The following is a 15,443-nucleotide window of genomic DNA, read 5'->3' on the forward strand; positions in this document are numbered from 1 at the left end:
GTAACTTTCTGTTTCTAAATATAAACATTTACCGCATGTCCAACATAGGATTGATCATTGAAGAACGCAGCAGGGATATAGGCGATTTTTTGGTGGGAAGACTTATCCCGTTCCGAAAAAAGCGAATGATAGGTCCTTTCATTTTTATAGACCATATGGGACCTACACAACTGGGGCCACAAAAATATATGGATGTAGACCAACATCCGCACATTGGTCTATCCACACTGACGTTTATGCTCGAAGGGGAAATTATCCACAGGGATGGAATGGGAACCCATCAGCGCATACGGCCAGGTTCTGTAAACTGGATGACGGCCGGAAGGGGGGTAAGCCATACCGAGCGCACCCCTGAGGATATGAGGCATGGGAACGAGTTCACGGCACATGGCTATCAAATATGGGTGGCCCTGCCCAAAGAATTGGAAAACATGGAGCCCCAATTCCATCATATCGAAGGGAAAGACCTCCCCAAATGGAAGGATGAAAGTGCAGGATTCACCTTGGTGGCAGGGGAGGGCTATGGAAAAGTTTCTCCTGTGCCAGTACATTCCCCCTTGTTCATGATAGAAGTAAAGAATGCTGAACCCTATGCACTCAATGTGAATGGGAAACTTAAAGGGGAAATCGGCATCTGTATCGTGGAAGGCGGTATAGAAGCTTGTGGCGAAGTGGTTGAAAAGGGAAATATATTGGTTTCGAAGGTAGAGGACACCTGTAACATCAAGCTTAGCCCAAACACACACCTTTTATTGTTCGGCGGTGAACCCTTCCCAGAGGAACGTCATATTTTTTGGAATTTTGTCTCATCAAACAAGGAAACCATAGAACAGGCCAAGGAAGCATGGAAGAACAAAACCTTTCCCATGATGACGGATGATGACACCTATGTGCCACTTCCTAGCTGATTCCAAGGAATATGTACCTTTAGGAATGAACACAAGGCCTATTGAGAAAACTACTCTTCATACTTATCCTTGCCACGGCTTGCTCCAAAAAGCAGGAGGTCAAGCTTAAACCTCCCCAGTTTGAATGGTTGGGGCATGAGGTAACGGCTTCGGCCTATAATTCGGTCTTTTGGCAAACGGATAGTATTTCCCCTTCGGTAGCGGCATGGGGCGATACGTTAAAACCCGGCATGAAATGCATTGCGGTCTCACGCGACCTCATTAAAATGGGGCTTACGCATAATACCATGGTTAAAATAGACACCTTTCCAGACACCTTTTATGTAAAGGACAAAATGCACTGGAAGTGGAAAAACCGAATTGACATCTACATGGGTAAGGATGTAAAAAAAGCGCGGGAATGGGGAAAAAAGAGGTTGCAAATTTGCTATGCTCTCCCTTTGGACACTATTTTTACGCAAAATACCCTTCAATGAAAAAAATACTGTTCCTTTCCTTATTGGCAATCTCAACATGGTCTTGTTCCGTAAAAAGACAAATTGTGGATATCCCCATCCTTTTTAACGAACAACGTATAGAACTTACCAAGGAATACTTGGCCCAGCGTTATGAGCTGGAACAGGACACCCCCAACATTGTTCCGAAAATGGTCGTGTTGCACTGGACAGTCATCCCAACCTTGGAAGGATCATTCAGGGCATTCAACAACCCAACACTGCCCAACTGGCGCCCTGCACTGGAAAATGTAAGTGGGCTGAACGTTTCTTCCCACTTTTTGGTGGACAGGGACGGTACCATCTACCGATTGATGCCAGAAACCACCATGGCAAGACACACCATTGGATTGAACCACTGTGCCATTGGCATTGAGAACGTGGGGGGTGGAAAAGACCTACCGTTAACCAAAGCACAGCTTAAATCCAATATTTATTTGGTGGAATATTTGGCATCAAAATACGATATTGAGTACGTAATCGGCCATCAAGAATATACACAGTTTGAAGGTCATCCCCTTTGGTTGGAAGTGGATGATGGCTACCGTACCACAAAAACAGACCCTGGAATGGACTTCATGGAAAAAGTTCGAAAAGCCACTAAAAAATATAACTTTAAGCCTGTACCCACAAAATAAGATGATGCTAAAAAAACTGTTGTCCTTTATATTGGTATTGACCACATTGTCCATTTATGGACAAGAAGCAATTACTTCGCAATTATATGAAACCTATGGGAAATACAAGGAGCCTTCTTTGGACAAAAGGCGGGTGAAGCACGCCGATATCCAGCCCCTGATCCAACAATTTGATGCAAATCCGAAGTTCAAGGTCCAAAAAGTGGGCGAATCCATTGAGGGTAGAAATCTGAATTTGATCAGCATCGGAACCGGAAAAATCAATGTTTTTCTATGGTCACAGATGCACGGTAATGAGCCAACGGCCACCCAGGCTATTTTTGACATCCTTCATTTTCTGGATTCCCAAGATTTCAAGACCGAGAAACAAGACATCCTATCACAGTTGACCCTTCATTTTTTACCGATGCTCAATCCAGATGGAGCGGAAGTCTACCAACGAAGAAACACCTTGGGAATAGATATCAATAGGGATGCGCTTCGCTTACAATCTCCTGAAGGAAGGGCCTTAAAGCGTATACGGGACAGTTTAAATGCCGATTTCGGTTTCAATCTACATGATCAAAGTACGTACTACAATGCAGAATTGACGGATAAACCCGCCACTATTTCTTATTTGGCCACAGCCTATAATTATGAAAAAGACATCAATGAGATCAGGGCCAATGCCATGAAGATCATTGTGTACATGAACAAGATTATCCAGAATTATGCCCCGGGCCAGGTTGGACGTTATAGCGATGATTTTGAACCCCGTGCTTTTGGGGACAATATTGCCAAATGGGGAACCAGCCTTATTTTGATAGAATCCGGTGGTTATGCCAATGATGTGGAAAAACAGGAAATCAGAAAGTTGAACTATGTGTCCATTCTCTCAGCCTTGTATACCATAGCCAAGGACACCTACAAAAATATTCCCATTGAGGATTACGAGAAAATCCCCCATAATGACAGGAAGTTGTTCGACCTAAAAATTGCGAATGCCACCTATAATCTTTTGGGTGAGGATTATATTCTGGACTTAGGAATTTACCGCAACGAAGTGGACCTTAATGACCACAATCATTTTTATTATCGAAGCTCCGTAGGGGACCAAGGGGACCTGTCGACTTTTTATGGATATGAAACCTTTGATGCTTCGGGATATACTATAGTTCCTCCAAGAATGGTTTCCGCTACAGGTGAGGGGTATGCCCAAGAACTCTTAAAAGAAGGTGTGGCCTATTTAAAAACTGCGCTGCCAAAGCTAGATCCAGCTGTGAGTACCCCTATCCATCTTGTAGGGGAAGATTTTAAATTGACCCCTTTTCGTTTACAACCCGGCGTAAACCCAACCTTCTTTTTAAAGAAAGGAGATAAAATCACCCATGCCGTCATCAATGGATTTCTGCTGGATTTATCCAAACCCATTGAAGAACAAAACTTTGGAAATGCGTTGATTTATCGTTAGTAACCGTAGTGGAAATTGGCCGTGGCCCCATTGATCAGTAACAGGATCAACATAAAAAGCAATGTGCACACAATGGATACAAAAAGGGAAAGCACCAATCTTTTGTATCCCATCGGCAATGGTCCGATGGCACTGTTCTGAATGATTTCTTTGACTACATCCATGGTATTGTTTTTGAGTTAGACGTTAGAGCTTTTAGGATGTAATTTAGTTGTGGTCGCTACATAATAAACAACCTTTGTTAGAAAAACCCTACCACGGGTCTTGTCAAATCCATCAAAGTTTCAGTATCTTTTCAGAATCTTAAAATCAAGAAACCATCATTACATTATGAAACTAACTTTTTTTGGCCTTTTGTTGGCATGTATCTCGTTAGTGGGCTGTGCCCAACAAAACGCAATCGAATTGTTCAATGGGGAAAATCTGGACGGCTGGACTGTTCATGGAGATGAGAAATGGTACGTGGAAGACGGACTGCTCATCTGTGAAAGTGGACCTAAAGCCGGGTATGGATATCTGTCTACCAATGATTTTTATGATGATTTTGAGTTGACCTTGGAATTCAAACAAGAAGCCAATGGCAATAGTGGCGTTTTCATCCGTTCTACCGTTGATGGCACCAAAGTAAGTGGCTGGCAAGTGGAAGTGGCCCCTCCAGGTAAGGATACTGGAGGAATCTACGAATCCTATGGTCGTGGCTGGTTGATCAAACCAGACCCAGAGAAAGACAAAAACCTTAAAATGGGGGAGTGGAACACCATGAAAATCCGTGCAGAGGGATCTAAAATCACCTCATGGTTGAATGGAGTTGAAATGGTTACACTGACCGATGAAAAGATTGGCGAAGGAAAAGGTTCCATTGCACTTCAGATTCATGACGGAGGAGGCATTAAAGTAAACTGGCGCAACATTAAGATTGTACCCCTAAAATCATAAATACAAAAAAGCCGGAATTAAATTCCGGCTTTTTTTATGTTCGATCAATACGTATATTATTTCTTCAATGGAGTGACCACAAAGCTTCTGTATTCAATTGGGCCATGGTCTCCCTGGATCATAAATGGACCAGGTTCTCCTTCCTTACTGTCCAAAGCCCCTCCGGTAATCCCGGGAATTGTGGCATCGGTAATCACGGGTTTGCCATTTAGTACCACAGAAACCCTTCGCCCTATCAACGTAATGTCATAGGTTTGCCATTCCCCTGCAGCTTTGGCTGCATTTTCCGTAGGCTCCAAGAAACCATAGACCCCACCAATATAAATATCCAAAGGTTCCAATCCTTCATCATCCTCAATTTGCACCTCATACCTGCCACGAAGGTAAATACCACTGTTACTTCCTTCTGGATAGCGGAACTCAACATGAAGTTTAAAATCTTGGAACTTTTCATTAGTAATCAAATTGGCTCCCGACTCCGGGCTGGTGAGAATGCCTTCTTTGACCACCCACTGGTTTGGGTCTCGGTCGGTATGCCATCCTGCAAGGTCTTTTCCGTTGAACACTTCAATGGGTTTATCCCATTTTGGATTTTCGGTATAAGCCAATTTAGGGGCTCTAACACCTGTCCAATGGTTCACAGACCCATCAGTATAGATCATGGTTCCCTTAAGTTTACCATCCACCAAGGCACCATGAAAAACCATATCGGTTCCTTCGGGTTCCCACTGACGGGGAATGCTGAAAGAAAACTGGTTGTCTCCAAAGGTCTTTACTTCCGCAACTGGTCTAGCACTACCAAAAGCAAAAACAAAGCGGCCTATAAGCGTTGCATGCCCTGAATGTTTGATTTCCAACCAAGAAGGAACGGTCTTTCCCTCAAACTCCATTTCCAAATCCCATCGACCTTCCAATGGAATCTTATTTTGGGCATTCATTGCAAAGACGGCCCCAAGGAATAGGGCACAACATAAAGTGTACAAGGTTTTTTTCCTGAAAGTCATAGTTTGTTTATTAATTATGACGCCCAAGATAGGGATTATTCAAAAGTCCCGCTATTCGCAACCACCGGTAAATCCATTGGCACTGAATTTGGTCTGTACGGCCCCTTTGCTGTTACCATCGGTCAACTGAATGACCAAATTGCTTTCCCCGCTACCATCACGTTTTGGGGTACAATACTCAAAAAGATAGAAACTGTTGGCCTGTTCTGCCACTCGTTGGGAAATCTGGTTAAAGGTATTCTCCAATTCTTCCTTATTGGAAGCAAATACACTGGCGGTCTTTCCAATTTTGGTCAACACCTCGGTATCGATCTCCGCACCAAGTCCAATGGAGAAATAGGAAATGTTTTTATTGGCGTTATCTACAGCTTTCAGCGCATCGGCCTCATTATATCGGGAAGCTTGATCCGTTCCATCGGTAAACAAAACTACGGATGCGGCACCAATGATTTCACTGTTATTGTTCTCCTTGAGCAAGTCTTCCGCTATTTTGGTCGACTTGATCACCGCACCATACAAATCCGTGGAAGGGTCATTACTGATATCGGCAGTGATCCCATTTACGGCAGCGGTCAATTCTTCAGCGTTTGAGGACAAGGGATTCAAGGCATGCAATTCATCTTCCCCATCAAACCAATAAATGGCCATTTTAAAGGAGCCTGTTGCTTCTTCACCCGTAGGCATTACATTATTGATAAAACTGACAGAAGCGGATTTTAACTCCTCCAAACTACCCTCCAATACACTATTGCTCAAATCCAACACCAATAACGTATTGTTGTTGAATACTTGGGAGTTTGGGGAAATCCGAGCTTGGGACTCCGAAGAAGATATAATATTGAAACAATCGTCGTTCCTCCCTTGCTCATAAATGGTGAACTGGTCGGCCGTTAATCCAGAAATAGGATTTCCCATGTCATCCGAAACCTTGAACAAAATGGAGACTTTTCCCGGTAAGGTGGTAAACTGGTCCTGTATGGAAAGTAACAACTCATTATCACTAAAGCCTAGACAGTCGTCCGGTTCCTTGCCCTGACCCAACTCACCATCATTGATGTTGAAATTCACATCATCATCAGCATTGCCACAAGCAAAGAAAACAAGGACCAAAGAGGTTAGGAAAAAATAACGAAGTACATTTTTCATTTTCATAAAAGTTAAGGTTCAACATGCAGAACGTTCAATTGCTCCAAAAATTATTCCCAAAATGCGCAATAGATTTAAAGAAAAGTTAAAATAAGTGTGTCGCTGTTAAAAATGTAAGGTTCGATTCATTTTTTGGTAACTTCAACAGCATACAAACTATATTCATTCAAATCAAAAAACTATGCCAACGTATCAAATCAATGTCAACGGCGCATCCAAAACAGTAGATGTGGCCGAAGACACCCCTGTTTTATGGGTGCTACGTGATCACCTTGATCTTGTGGGCACCAAGTACGGATGTGGAATTGGCCAATGTGGCGCATGCACCATCCATGTTGATGGCACTGCCATGAGAAGCTGTTCCCTTACCCTTGCCCAGATTGATGGGAAATCCATCACCACCATCGAAGGGCTATCAGAGGATGGTACACATCCTGTTCAAGAAGCTTGGAAAGAAGTGGATGTGCCCCAATGCGGGTATTGTCAAGCGGGACAAATCATGACCGCTTCCGCTTTTTTGGCGAAAAACCCCAATCCTTCCGAAGAGGACATTGAGAACGCCATGAACGGCAATATCTGCCGATGCGCTACCTATACCAGAATTCGCAAAGCGGTGCAGATCGCTGCGGAGAATATGGATTGATACCAGCTTTTCACCTAAAAACAGAATCATGTCAACGAACAATACATTCAACACTTTAAATAGAAGGGCCTTTTTGCGCAACTCTTCCTTGGCCGGAGGAGGTTTGCTCATTGGCTTCAACCTTTTCCAGGCGTGCAAACCTAAGGTCATTGCCGAACCCGCCATAGATTTGGCCAGTTTGGACTACAACGACTTTAATGCCTTTATCAAAATTGCAGACAATGGTGCGGTCACCATATTTTCTCCCAATCCCGAAGTAGGGCAGGGGGTAAAGACTTCCATGCCCATGATCATTGCCGAGGAACTCGATGTTGCTTGGGACAATGTGTATGTGGAACAAGGTATTTTGGATACCAATAATTACACCCGACAGGTGGCTGGGGGTAGCCAATCCATCCGATTTGGATGGGATGCCCTACGCCAGACCGGGGCTGCGGCCAAACAGATGTTGGTCAGTGCGGCGGCAGCACGTTGGGGCGTGGACCCATCGGAATGTACCGTGAGTGAAGGGGTCATCACCAATGCAGCAGGAGAAACCCTGGGCTATGGCGATGTCGTTAAAGATGCCGCCCAACTTGAAGTCCCTGAGAATGTTCCCTTGAAAAAAACTTCGGAATATAAGATTATGGGGAAAGACACCCCAAATGTGGATATTGATAAAATCATCACTGGAAAATCTCTTTATGGGATGGATTACAAAACCGAGGGCATGGTCTATGCCTCAGTACTGCGTCCACCTGCTTTTGGACAAAAATTGGTTTCCTATGATGATTCCGCCGCAAGGGCCATGCCCGGTGTGGTGGACATCTTCACCATAGGTGAAAAACTACGAGGACTTGCAGAAGCAGTCCCAAGAATTACAGGCATTATAAGTGACAGTGATAAAATAGTGGTGCTCGCCAACTCTACATGGGAGGCCATGAAAGCCAAAAAAGCCATCAAGGCCGAATGGGAAGAGGTAACCAAAGCTGAAAGTACCGAGGAACATGACAAAATATTGACCAACCTTTTGGATGGAAACAAGTTTGAGACCTTACGTTCGGACGGCAATGTAAAAAAAGCCTTGGCAGAAGCGGACCAAGTGCTGGAACGCACCTATGAATCTCCTTTCTTGCCGCACAGCTGTATGGAACCCATGAATTTCTTCGCAAATGTGACCGAAGAGAAAGTGCACCTAGTGGGCCCCATACAAACTCCAGAAGGCACTGCTGGTTTTGTGGCACAATTGTTAGGCCGCGAAGCCGATGATATCCATTTGGAAATGACCCGTATTGGTGGTGGCTTTGGACGAAGACTCTATGGTAACTTTGCCATTGAAGCTGCTGAAATTGCCGATAAAGCGAAGAAACCTGTAAAGTTGGTTTTCTCCAGAGAGGAAGATATGGAAGATGGAATCTACCGAATGTCCATCAAATACCGTATTAAAGCAGGAGTGAAAGATGGAAAAGTAACGGCCTACCACTTAAAAGAGGCCGCCGTGAATTCCAATATGTACGGCCTCGTTCCCAATTTCTTCCCAGCCGGTGCCATTGAAAATTACCAAGTGGATACCGCTAAATACGACAGTAACATTACCACAGGCGCATGGCGTGCCCCATATACCAACTTTTTGGCCTATGCCGAACAAAGTTTCTTTGATGAGCTGGCCGAGCTGATGGAAGTGGATAAAATACAATTGCGATTGGATTTATTGGATAACGTAAATCCTGAGGAAGATGAACGTATCCAATATTCTCCCGAGCGCATGAAAGAAGTCATCAAAGTGGCGGTCGACAAATCAGGTTGGGGCAAAAAGCCGGAGGATGTACACCAAGGCTTTGTGAACTATTACTGCCACAACACCCACGTGGCCGAAGTGGCCGATGTTGAAATTGAAAATGGAGAGCCTGTACTGAAAAAAATCACCTGTGTGGTGGATTGCGGGATTGTGGTAAATCCCCTCGGAGCCAAAAACTTGGTGGAAGGCGGTGTGTTGGATGGTGTAGGACATTCCATGTTCGGGGAATTGGCATTTAAGGACGGGAAGCCCACCGCCAATAATTTCGACAGATATCAATTGCTCCGGATTAAGGACGCCCCTGTTGTGGAAACCCATTTTATAGACAATGGGCTTTCACCTACCGGTTTGGGCGAACCCACACTGCCGCCAGCAGGAGGTGCAGTGGCCAATGCTTTTAAATCCGCTACCGGAAATAGACTTTATAAACAACCATTTACCAAAACACCAGAACTTTTAAAAGTACCAGAAAAGGAAATTATAGGTTGATCATATGACGATACTTTTGTTTGGAATCACGAAGGACATTGTGGGAAGTCCCACTTTGTCTGTTCCCACATCCAGTGTAACCGGTAAACAAATACCAAAAACCGTAAGGGAATTGAAACAATTTTTGGGAAACAACTACCCAGAACTCAACAAATTGTCCTCCTTGGCCGTGGCCGTAAACCACAACTATGCCGATGATGACGATGCCATCAATTCCTACGATGAGATTGCGCTTATCCCCCCAGTGAGTGGGGGATAATCCGCATAAAATCGGTATCTTTCCATTACAAAGCAGTTATTTAGATTTATGTTGATAGACAATCACGGAAGACAAATTAATTATCTACGATTGGCGGTAACCGACAGATGCAACCTCCGTTGCAACTATTGCATGCCTTCCGAAGGGATAGACTTTGTCCAAAATGATAGATTGCTCTCCATCCCGGAACTTAAAAAAGTAAGCGAGATTTTGGTTTCCCAAGGTATTGACAAAATCCGAATCACGGGAGGCGAACCCTTTGTCCGTAAAGACTTAATGGTGTTGCTACGCCATTTGGCACAGCTGGAAGGGCTGAATGATATTTCGGTCACGACCAATGCCACATTGATCGGTCCCCATATTGATGAACTCAAAGAATTGGGGATTACCAATATCAATGTGAGTTTGGATTCCATCAACCGGGAAACCTTTGAACGTATAACCCGCAGAAAACAGTTTGATACTGTCCATGACAATTTGATACGACTGATTACCGAAGGTTTTAATGTACGCATCAATTTCATTGTTTTGGAAGGGCAGAACGAGCAGGACATCATCCCTATTTTGGATGTGATGAAACACCATAAGGTTTCCGTCCGATTTTTGGAAGAAATGCCATTCAATGGGGGAAGTAAAAACTTCAACACCATCAAATGGAACTATAAGGCCATACTGGAACACATTGCAGGCACTTTCCCCAATTACCAAAAACTGGAATCGCCCAAGGAGTCCACATCCATTAATTATAAGATTGATGGCCATGTAGGCACTTTCGGCATTATCCCATCTTTCAGTAGAACGTTCTGTGGTAGTTGTAACCGTTTGCGGATTACGGCCACCGGGGATGTCATCACCTGCTTGTATGGTAAATCCAAAGCCAATCTCCGGGATATCATTCGTGAAGAGTCCTCAGAAGAAAAGGTAAAGGAAATCATTTTAAAAACCATTGGTTCGAGGGCCAAAACAGGATTTGAAGCGCAAAACGAGCATTCCAATACCGTTTTTGACAATTCAATGACCTCTATCGGTGGGTAAATCCCCAAATCTTGATCTGATTACAGCAGCGAAATGGAAAGAACAACACCCAAATTGTACGGATTGGTCCTCGCGGGAGGAAAAAGTACCCGGATGGGGTCTGATAAAGGGTTGATTACCTATCATGACGTTCCCCAGCAGGAATATCTCTACCAGTTATTGGAACAGCTATGCGATACTGTTTTCTTGAGCGTTCGCGAAGAACAAGAATCAACTGTTGACAAAGCATATAGGACCATTGTGGACAGAAATGAATATCGCGGTCCTTTTAATGGTATCCTCAGCGCATATACTTCGCACCCAGATGTTGCTTGGTTAGTGTTGGCCTGTGACCTCCCTCTCTTGGATTTGGAAAGCATAAAACAATTGGTGGAACAAAGGGACCCGAATGCATCGGCCACTTCCTTTGCCACCAACCAAACGAAGCTTCCCGAGCCGTTGATTACCATTTGGGAACCCGAAGGGCTTCAAAAGGCCATAACCCACTTGGAAACATCTGAAAGTTCCTGTCCCCGAAAGTTTTTACTCAATACGGATACCAAGTTGGTATTCCCCGAACATGACGAGGTGTTGTACAATGCCAATTCATTATCGGAATACGAGTTTGCGAAATCAAAAATCGCGTTGAACCATGGAGAATAGGTATATCAGACAAACCCAATTGAAGGATTTTGGTCCGGAAGGACAGCAAAAACTCGCCAGCGCAAAAGTTTTGGTCGTTGGATTGGGCGGGCTGGGATTACCTGCCTTGCAATACCTCAATGCCGTGGGTGTGGGCACTTTGGGATTGATGGATCAAGATGTTGTTGAACTGCATAACCTGCAAAGACAAACCCTCTATACCGAAAATGACTTGGGAAGGTCGAAGCTGGAGGTGACCCATGAAAAATTGAGCGCACAAAATTCTGACACACAATTTATTTTACATGACACCTTTTTGACCAAGGACAATGCCTTGGAGGTCATTAAATCGTATGACTTGGTCGTGGATGCCACAGATAATTTTCCAACACGGTATCTCATCAACGACGCCTGTGTTATCTTGGAAAAACCTTTTGTCTATGGCGCATTGCACAGTTTTGAAGGACATGTGAGCGTGTTCAATTACAACAATGGCCCCACCTATCGCTGTTTATATCCCAACATGCCAAGTCCTGAAGAAGTTCCCAATTGCAACGAGAATGGGGTTTTGGGCGTAATTCCTGGAATCATTGGTACCCTTCAAGCTCTGGAGGCCGTAAAGGTATTGACCGGAATAGGAGAGGTCCTATCAGGAAAATTATTGCTCTTTGATGGACTGACCCAACAGTCCACCAAAATTGGTTTTAAAGCCAATCCCGAAAATAAAAAAATCAAAAAATTACAGGACCAATATGAGCTATTGGATTGTGGTCTGGTCCCTTCAATAGCTGCGGAAGACTTTCAGATTCTGCTAGACTCCCAACAAAGTATCATTGTATTGGATGTGCGTACTCCTGAGGAGTTTAGTGGTCAACACCTCAATAAATCCGTCAATACTCCATTGGATCATTTGGAATCCGCTTCGGAACACATTGTTGGGGCGGAAGAAGTATATGTCATATGCCAATCGGGAAAACGCAGTGAGCAGGCCATAAGACAACTGGATCCCATTTATCCCAATAAAAGATTTTACAACGTGCTGGGTGGGATGAACAAAATGATGACCCTATGTCCTTAGCCTTTGGAGATTTTATTTTACTGACCCTTGCGTTCTTTGTAGTAGCTACCCTGTATTCTGCCGTAGGCTTTGGAGGTGGATCCAGCTACTTGGCCATCCTTACCTTGGTCCTGACGAGTTTCTTTGCTATCCGGACAACTGCCTTGTTATGTAACCTCACCGTGGTTACGGGAAGCTGTTATCTTTATTACAAGAACGGGCATTTGCCCCTGAAGAAGTTCGTTCCATTTGTGGTCACCAGTATCCCCATGGCCTTTTTGGGGGCCTCATTCCGGTTGAAGGAGCAGGTTTTCTTCATTTTGTTGGCCTTGGCCTTGATTGTATCGGCCATAGCGCTGATTTATCAAACCCTTTCTTTACGCTCCAACTTTAACCTACAAGAATATCCAAGCTATGTTTCCTATCTTCTGGGAGCGGGAATTGGCCTTTTATCCGGTTTGGTAGGCATTGGCGGGGGGATATTCTTGGCGCCCGTACTCAACCATATGAAATGGGACAAACCGATTGTCATTGCCTCTTTGGCCAGTTTTTTCATCTTGGTCAATTCCGTTTCAGGTATTGGAGGATTGTTTGTCAGCGACTCTTTTGAAATCTTCTGGCCCGAAATATTGGGGTTGTTGTTTGCTGTGTTGATGGGCGGACAACTAGGTGTACGGCTCAGTATCGGAAAACTATCGGCAAAACGCATTCGAATGCTGACCGGGTTTTTGGTGCTGTTTGTGGGGATTCGGGTACTGCTCAAAAATGGATTGGAAATAAATCTCTTTTCATGATTGGATTCAACGATGCATTAAAAAAAGTTCTGGACCATGCACAAGACTATGGGAACGAAATAGTTCCACTTGATAAATCCCACGGAAGGGTATTGGCCGAAACCATTTTGGCCGATAGGGATTTCCCTCCCTTTGACCGATCTACCAAAGATGGTATTGCCATCTGTTTTGAAGCTCTAAAATCCACAGAGCAAGCCTTTATATCCGAAGGTGTTGCACAGGCCGGAAGTCCACAGGCTACTTTGGAACAAGCGGAGCATTGTGTAGAGGTGATGACCGGTGCCATAGTCCCCAAGAATACCGACACAGTAATCATGTATGAGCACACTTCAAACTCGGGTGACACATTTACAGTTGAAAAGCCCATAAAAAAAGGTCAAAACATACATTATCAAGGTAGTGATATTACTCAAGGTGAAGTTTTACTTCAATCTGGGGTTTCCATTACTTCTGCCGAAATAGGGGTATTGGCCTCAGTCGGAAAAGCACAGGTCGTGGTAAAAAAACTTCCCAAAGTTGCAGTCATTTCCACAGGGAACGAATTGGTAAATGTAGAGGAAACCCCGTTACCATTTCAAATTAGAAAGTCCAATTCCCATTCCCTTTATGCGCTTTTGGAAACGGAACTCATTGCAGCGGACATCCATCATCTTGTGGACGAACCGTCAGCCATCCAAAAAGCATTGGAGCATCTCATCAAAACCTATGATGTTTTGCTCCTCAGCGGAGGCGTTTCCATGGGAAAGTTCGATTTCTTGCCAGAAACTTTTGCAGTTCTGGGAGTGGAAAAGGCCTTCCATAAGGTATTGCAGCGCCCCGGAAAACCGTTTTGGTTTGGAAAACATCTGAAACACAAGACCATTTTGTTTTCATTCCCCGGTAACCCTGTATCGACCTTTGTCAACTATCATTTGTATTTTAAGGCTTGGCTTAACAAAACTTTGGGTAGGGTAGCTCCACGATTTACCGTATTTTTAAGTGATTCCTATACCAATGAGACAGATTTGACCCTATTTATTGGGGCCAAAATTGATATGAAGGAGGGAAGGTTGATGGCGAAAGTTCTATCATCATCCGGTTCTGGGGATTTGGCAGGACTTACCAAAGTAGATGGATTTGTATCGATTCCCCCAAAGGAAACCCTGCAGAAAGAAGCTACAACAACGTTTATACCAACCCGAAATCTTTGGCAATGACACACGAGTTAAAAACCATCATCCAAAACTATCAGGAAAGGGGAGAGGCCGCTGTTCTGGCCACCGTGGTCGCTTTGGACGGTTCATCGTACCGCAGACCCGGTGTCCGTATGCTGATTTTTGAAAATGGGGGCATGGTCGGAGCCGTAAGTGGGGGGTGTGTGGAAAAAGAGGTGCTACGACAAGCCCAAACCGTCTTTACCACAGGAATCTCCCGGGTCATGGTGTATGATGGACGTTATCGCTTGGGTTGCGAAGGTATTCTGTACATCTTGTTGGAGATCTTTAAGCCCAATAAAACCTTTTTGACCCATTTCTGGAATACCATTGAAAACAGAAAGCCGTTCCAAATCATTTCCTATTATCAAAAAGAACAGAGTGATAACGATAACTATCATTCCGAGTTCCAGTTTGGAGACGACATGTTCCCCGTGACCGATGAAGTTGGCCCAAAAGAAGGGCTTGCCGTTTTTGAACAAGAAATGCAGGCTTGCTTTCAGTTGTTGATCATAGGCGCGGAACACGATGCCGTTCAATTGTGTAAATATGCGACTCTTACAGGCTGGGAGGTAAGCGTGGTGGTCAACCCGAGGGAAGAAAAATCGGAAAAGGATTTCCCCGGCATCCATAAACTGATTCAGGTGGAACCAGAAGCATTTCAATATAGTCTGGACCCACAAACGGCCGTGGTCATCATGACCCATAGTTTTGTCAAGGACCTACAGTTTGTCATGGCCCTAAAGGATGAACTCGGTGCTTATATTGGGCTATTGGGACCTTTTAAACGAAGGGAAAAACTATTTGATGAACTTTTGGAACGTTGCCCTGATGTTTCGGAAACATTTCTGGACCAAATCCATGGTCCTGCAGGGATTGATATTGGCGCGGAAACCCCTCAGGAGATTGCCATCTCCATCTTATCCGAAATTCTATCCGTGATCAACAAAAAGGAGCCGCAGCTCCTGAAGGACAAAATGGGAAAAATACATACCTAGC

General features: G+C 44.3%; 17 protein-coding genes. 14 read left to right on the forward strand and 3 right to left on the reverse strand.

Annotated elements, in window-relative coordinates; genetic code table 11:
* Positions 1 to 35 precede the first annotated feature (35 nt).
* The 4 genes from ACPD8L_RS03670 to ACPD8L_RS03685 are packed head-to-tail and all read left to right on the forward strand — an operon-like array spanning position 36 to position 3,490.
* A complete protein-coding gene (locus tag ACPD8L_RS03670) occupies positions 36 to 908 on the forward strand; it encodes a pirin family protein (protein WP_423941954.1) in 873 nt (290 codons plus the stop codon).
* Positions 909 to 949: 41 nt separating this feature from the next.
* Positions 950 to 1,384: a 3D domain-containing protein gene (locus ACPD8L_RS03675; protein ID WP_293300572.1), complete on the forward strand. Its 435-nt coding sequence runs from the start codon at positions 950 to 952 to the stop codon at positions 1,382 to 1,384.
* The gene (locus tag ACPD8L_RS03680; RefSeq protein WP_116218775.1) at positions 1,381 to 2,040 is read left to right on the forward strand and encodes a peptidoglycan recognition protein family protein; all 660 of its coding nucleotides are present in this window, start codon (positions 1,381 to 1,383) and stop codon (positions 2,038 to 2,040) included. The genes ACPD8L_RS03675 and ACPD8L_RS03680 overlap by 4 nt, the downstream gene beginning before the upstream one ends.
* Positions 2,041 to 2,044: 4 nt before the next feature.
* Entirely contained in the window at positions 2,045 to 3,490 is a 1,446-nt protein-coding gene (locus ACPD8L_RS03685) for a M14 family zinc carboxypeptidase (RefSeq protein ID WP_293304786.1), read from the forward strand.
* On the opposite strand, the gene ACPD8L_RS03690 is transcribed toward ACPD8L_RS03685, so the two are convergent.
* Positions 3,487 to 3,654 carry a hypothetical protein gene (locus ACPD8L_RS03690; protein WP_161594433.1) on the reverse strand — a complete coding sequence of 56 codons (168 nt, stop codon included), beginning with the start codon at positions 3,652 to 3,654 and terminating at the stop codon, positions 3,487 to 3,489. The genes ACPD8L_RS03685 and ACPD8L_RS03690 overlap by 4 nt on opposite strands.
* Before the next feature lie 166 nt (positions 3,655 to 3,820).
* Between ACPD8L_RS03690 and ACPD8L_RS03695 the strand changes: the two genes are divergently transcribed.
* A complete protein-coding gene (locus tag ACPD8L_RS03695; protein ID WP_116218774.1) occupies positions 3,821 to 4,426 on the forward strand; it encodes a 3-keto-disaccharide hydrolase in 606 nt (201 codons plus the stop codon).
* Between the two features lie 56 nt (positions 4,427 to 4,482).
* Here ACPD8L_RS03695 and ACPD8L_RS03700 read toward each other — a convergent pair whose 3' ends face one another.
* Both ACPD8L_RS03700 and ACPD8L_RS03705 read right to left on the reverse strand, forming a co-directional pair.
* Positions 4,483 to 5,430: a 3-keto-disaccharide hydrolase gene (locus tag ACPD8L_RS03700; protein ID WP_423941957.1), complete on the reverse strand. Its 948-nt coding sequence runs from the start codon at positions 5,428 to 5,430 to the stop codon at positions 4,483 to 4,485.
* A gap of 51 nt (positions 5,431 to 5,481) precedes the next feature.
* Entirely contained in the window at positions 5,482 to 6,582 is a 1,101-nt protein-coding gene (locus tag ACPD8L_RS03705) for a vWA domain-containing protein (protein WP_423941959.1), read from the reverse strand.
* Positions 6,583 to 6,757: 175 nt separating this feature from the next.
* Between ACPD8L_RS03705 and ACPD8L_RS03710 the strand changes: the two genes are divergently transcribed.
* The 9 genes from ACPD8L_RS03710 to ACPD8L_RS03750 are packed head-to-tail and all read left to right on the forward strand — an operon-like array spanning position 6,758 to position 15,442.
* Positions 6,758 to 7,219 (forward strand): (2Fe-2S)-binding protein, encoded by a 462-nt coding sequence (locus ACPD8L_RS03710; protein ID WP_116218772.1) that lies wholly within the window; start codon positions 6,758 to 6,760, stop codon positions 7,217 to 7,219.
* A gap of 28 nt (positions 7,220 to 7,247) precedes the next feature.
* The gene (locus ACPD8L_RS03715; RefSeq protein ID WP_423941963.1) at positions 7,248 to 9,485 is read left to right on the forward strand and encodes a xanthine dehydrogenase family protein molybdopterin-binding subunit; all 2,238 of its coding nucleotides are present in this window, start codon (positions 7,248 to 7,250) and stop codon (positions 9,483 to 9,485) included.
* 4 nt (positions 9,486 to 9,489) lie between these two features.
* Positions 9,490 to 9,744, forward strand: a complete 255-nt coding sequence (locus ACPD8L_RS03720; RefSeq protein WP_152130593.1) for a MoaD/ThiS family protein — start codon at positions 9,490 to 9,492, stop codon at positions 9,742 to 9,744.
* 48 nt (positions 9,745 to 9,792) lie between these two features.
* On the forward strand, positions 9,793 to 10,779 hold the full coding sequence (gene moaA / locus ACPD8L_RS03725) for a GTP 3',8-cyclase MoaA (RefSeq protein ID WP_421809393.1): 987 nt from the start codon (positions 9,793 to 9,795) through the stop codon (positions 10,777 to 10,779).
* 33 nt (positions 10,780 to 10,812) lie between these two features.
* Entirely contained in the window at positions 10,813 to 11,421 is a 609-nt protein-coding gene (locus ACPD8L_RS03730; protein ID WP_293300591.1) for an NTP transferase domain-containing protein, read from the forward strand.
* Positions 11,411 to 12,478 carry a ThiF family adenylyltransferase gene (locus tag ACPD8L_RS03735; protein ID WP_423941968.1) on the forward strand — a complete coding sequence of 356 codons (1,068 nt, stop codon included), beginning with the start codon at positions 11,411 to 11,413 and terminating at the stop codon, positions 12,476 to 12,478. Before ACPD8L_RS03730 ends, ACPD8L_RS03735 begins: the two co-directional genes overlap by 11 nt.
* Positions 12,469 to 13,251: a sulfite exporter TauE/SafE family protein gene (locus ACPD8L_RS03740; protein ID WP_423941971.1), complete on the forward strand. Its 783-nt coding sequence runs from the start codon at positions 12,469 to 12,471 to the stop codon at positions 13,249 to 13,251. Before ACPD8L_RS03735 ends, ACPD8L_RS03740 begins: the two co-directional genes overlap by 10 nt.
* Positions 13,248 to 14,447 (forward strand): molybdopterin molybdotransferase MoeA, encoded by a 1,200-nt coding sequence (locus tag ACPD8L_RS03745; RefSeq protein WP_423941974.1) that lies wholly within the window; start codon positions 13,248 to 13,250, stop codon positions 14,445 to 14,447. The genes ACPD8L_RS03740 and ACPD8L_RS03745 overlap by 4 nt, the downstream gene beginning before the upstream one ends.
* Positions 14,444 to 15,442: an XdhC family protein gene (locus ACPD8L_RS03750; protein WP_423941976.1), complete on the forward strand. Its 999-nt coding sequence runs from the start codon at positions 14,444 to 14,446 to the stop codon at positions 15,440 to 15,442. The genes ACPD8L_RS03745 and ACPD8L_RS03750 overlap by 4 nt, the downstream gene beginning before the upstream one ends.
* Position 15,443 lies beyond the last annotated feature (1 nt).

The organism is Flagellimonas algicida (assembly GCF_049629585.1).
Classification (GTDB): Bacteria; Bacteroidota; Bacteroidia; order Flavobacteriales; family Flavobacteriaceae; genus Flagellimonas.

Excerpts from the sequence above, each read along its gene's own strand:
- ACPD8L_RS03700 (WP_423941957.1), bottom strand. The coding sequence starts at position 5,430 with ATGACTTTCAGGAAAAAAACCTTGTACACTTTATGTTGTGCCCTATTC.
- ACPD8L_RS03705 (WP_423941959.1), bottom strand. The coding sequence starts at position 6,582 with ATGAAAATGAAAAATGTACTTCGTTATTTTTTCCTAACCTCTTTGGTC.
- ACPD8L_RS03740 (WP_423941971.1), top strand. The coding sequence starts at position 12,469 with ATGTCCTTAGCCTTTGGAGATTTTATTTTACTGACCCTTGCGTTCTTT.
- ACPD8L_RS03730 (WP_293300591.1), top strand. The coding sequence starts at position 10,813 with ATGGAAAGAACAACACCCAAATTGTACGGATTGGTCCTCGCGGGAGGA.
- ACPD8L_RS03720 (WP_152130593.1), top strand. The coding sequence starts at position 9,490 with ATGACGATACTTTTGTTTGGAATCACGAAGGACATTGTGGGAAGTCCC.
- ACPD8L_RS03745 (WP_423941974.1), top strand. The coding sequence starts at position 13,248 with ATGATTGGATTCAACGATGCATTAAAAAAAGTTCTGGACCATGCACAA.
- ACPD8L_RS03710 (WP_116218772.1), top strand. The coding sequence starts at position 6,758 with ATGCCAACGTATCAAATCAATGTCAACGGCGCATCCAAAACAGTAGAT.
- ACPD8L_RS03695 (WP_116218774.1), top strand. The coding sequence starts at position 3,821 with ATGAAACTAACTTTTTTTGGCCTTTTGTTGGCATGTATCTCGTTAGTG.
- moaA (WP_421809393.1), top strand. The coding sequence starts at position 9,793 with ATGTTGATAGACAATCACGGAAGACAAATTAATTATCTACGATTGGCG.
- ACPD8L_RS03670 (WP_423941954.1), top strand. The coding sequence starts at position 36 with ATGTCCAACATAGGATTGATCATTGAAGAACGCAGCAGGGATATAGGC.
- ACPD8L_RS03690 (WP_161594433.1), bottom strand. The coding sequence starts at position 3,654 with ATGGATGTAGTCAAAGAAATCATTCAGAACAGTGCCATCGGACCATTG.
- ACPD8L_RS03680 (WP_116218775.1), top strand. The coding sequence starts at position 1,381 with ATGAAAAAAATACTGTTCCTTTCCTTATTGGCAATCTCAACATGGTCT.
- ACPD8L_RS03685 (WP_293304786.1), top strand. The coding sequence starts at position 2,045 with ATGCTAAAAAAACTGTTGTCCTTTATATTGGTATTGACCACATTGTCC.
- ACPD8L_RS03735 (WP_423941968.1), top strand. The coding sequence starts at position 11,411 with ATGGAGAATAGGTATATCAGACAAACCCAATTGAAGGATTTTGGTCCG.
- ACPD8L_RS03750 (WP_423941976.1), top strand. The coding sequence starts at position 14,444 with ATGACACACGAGTTAAAAACCATCATCCAAAACTATCAGGAAAGGGGA.
- ACPD8L_RS03715 (WP_423941963.1), top strand. The coding sequence starts at position 7,248 with ATGTCAACGAACAATACATTCAACACTTTAAATAGAAGGGCCTTTTTG.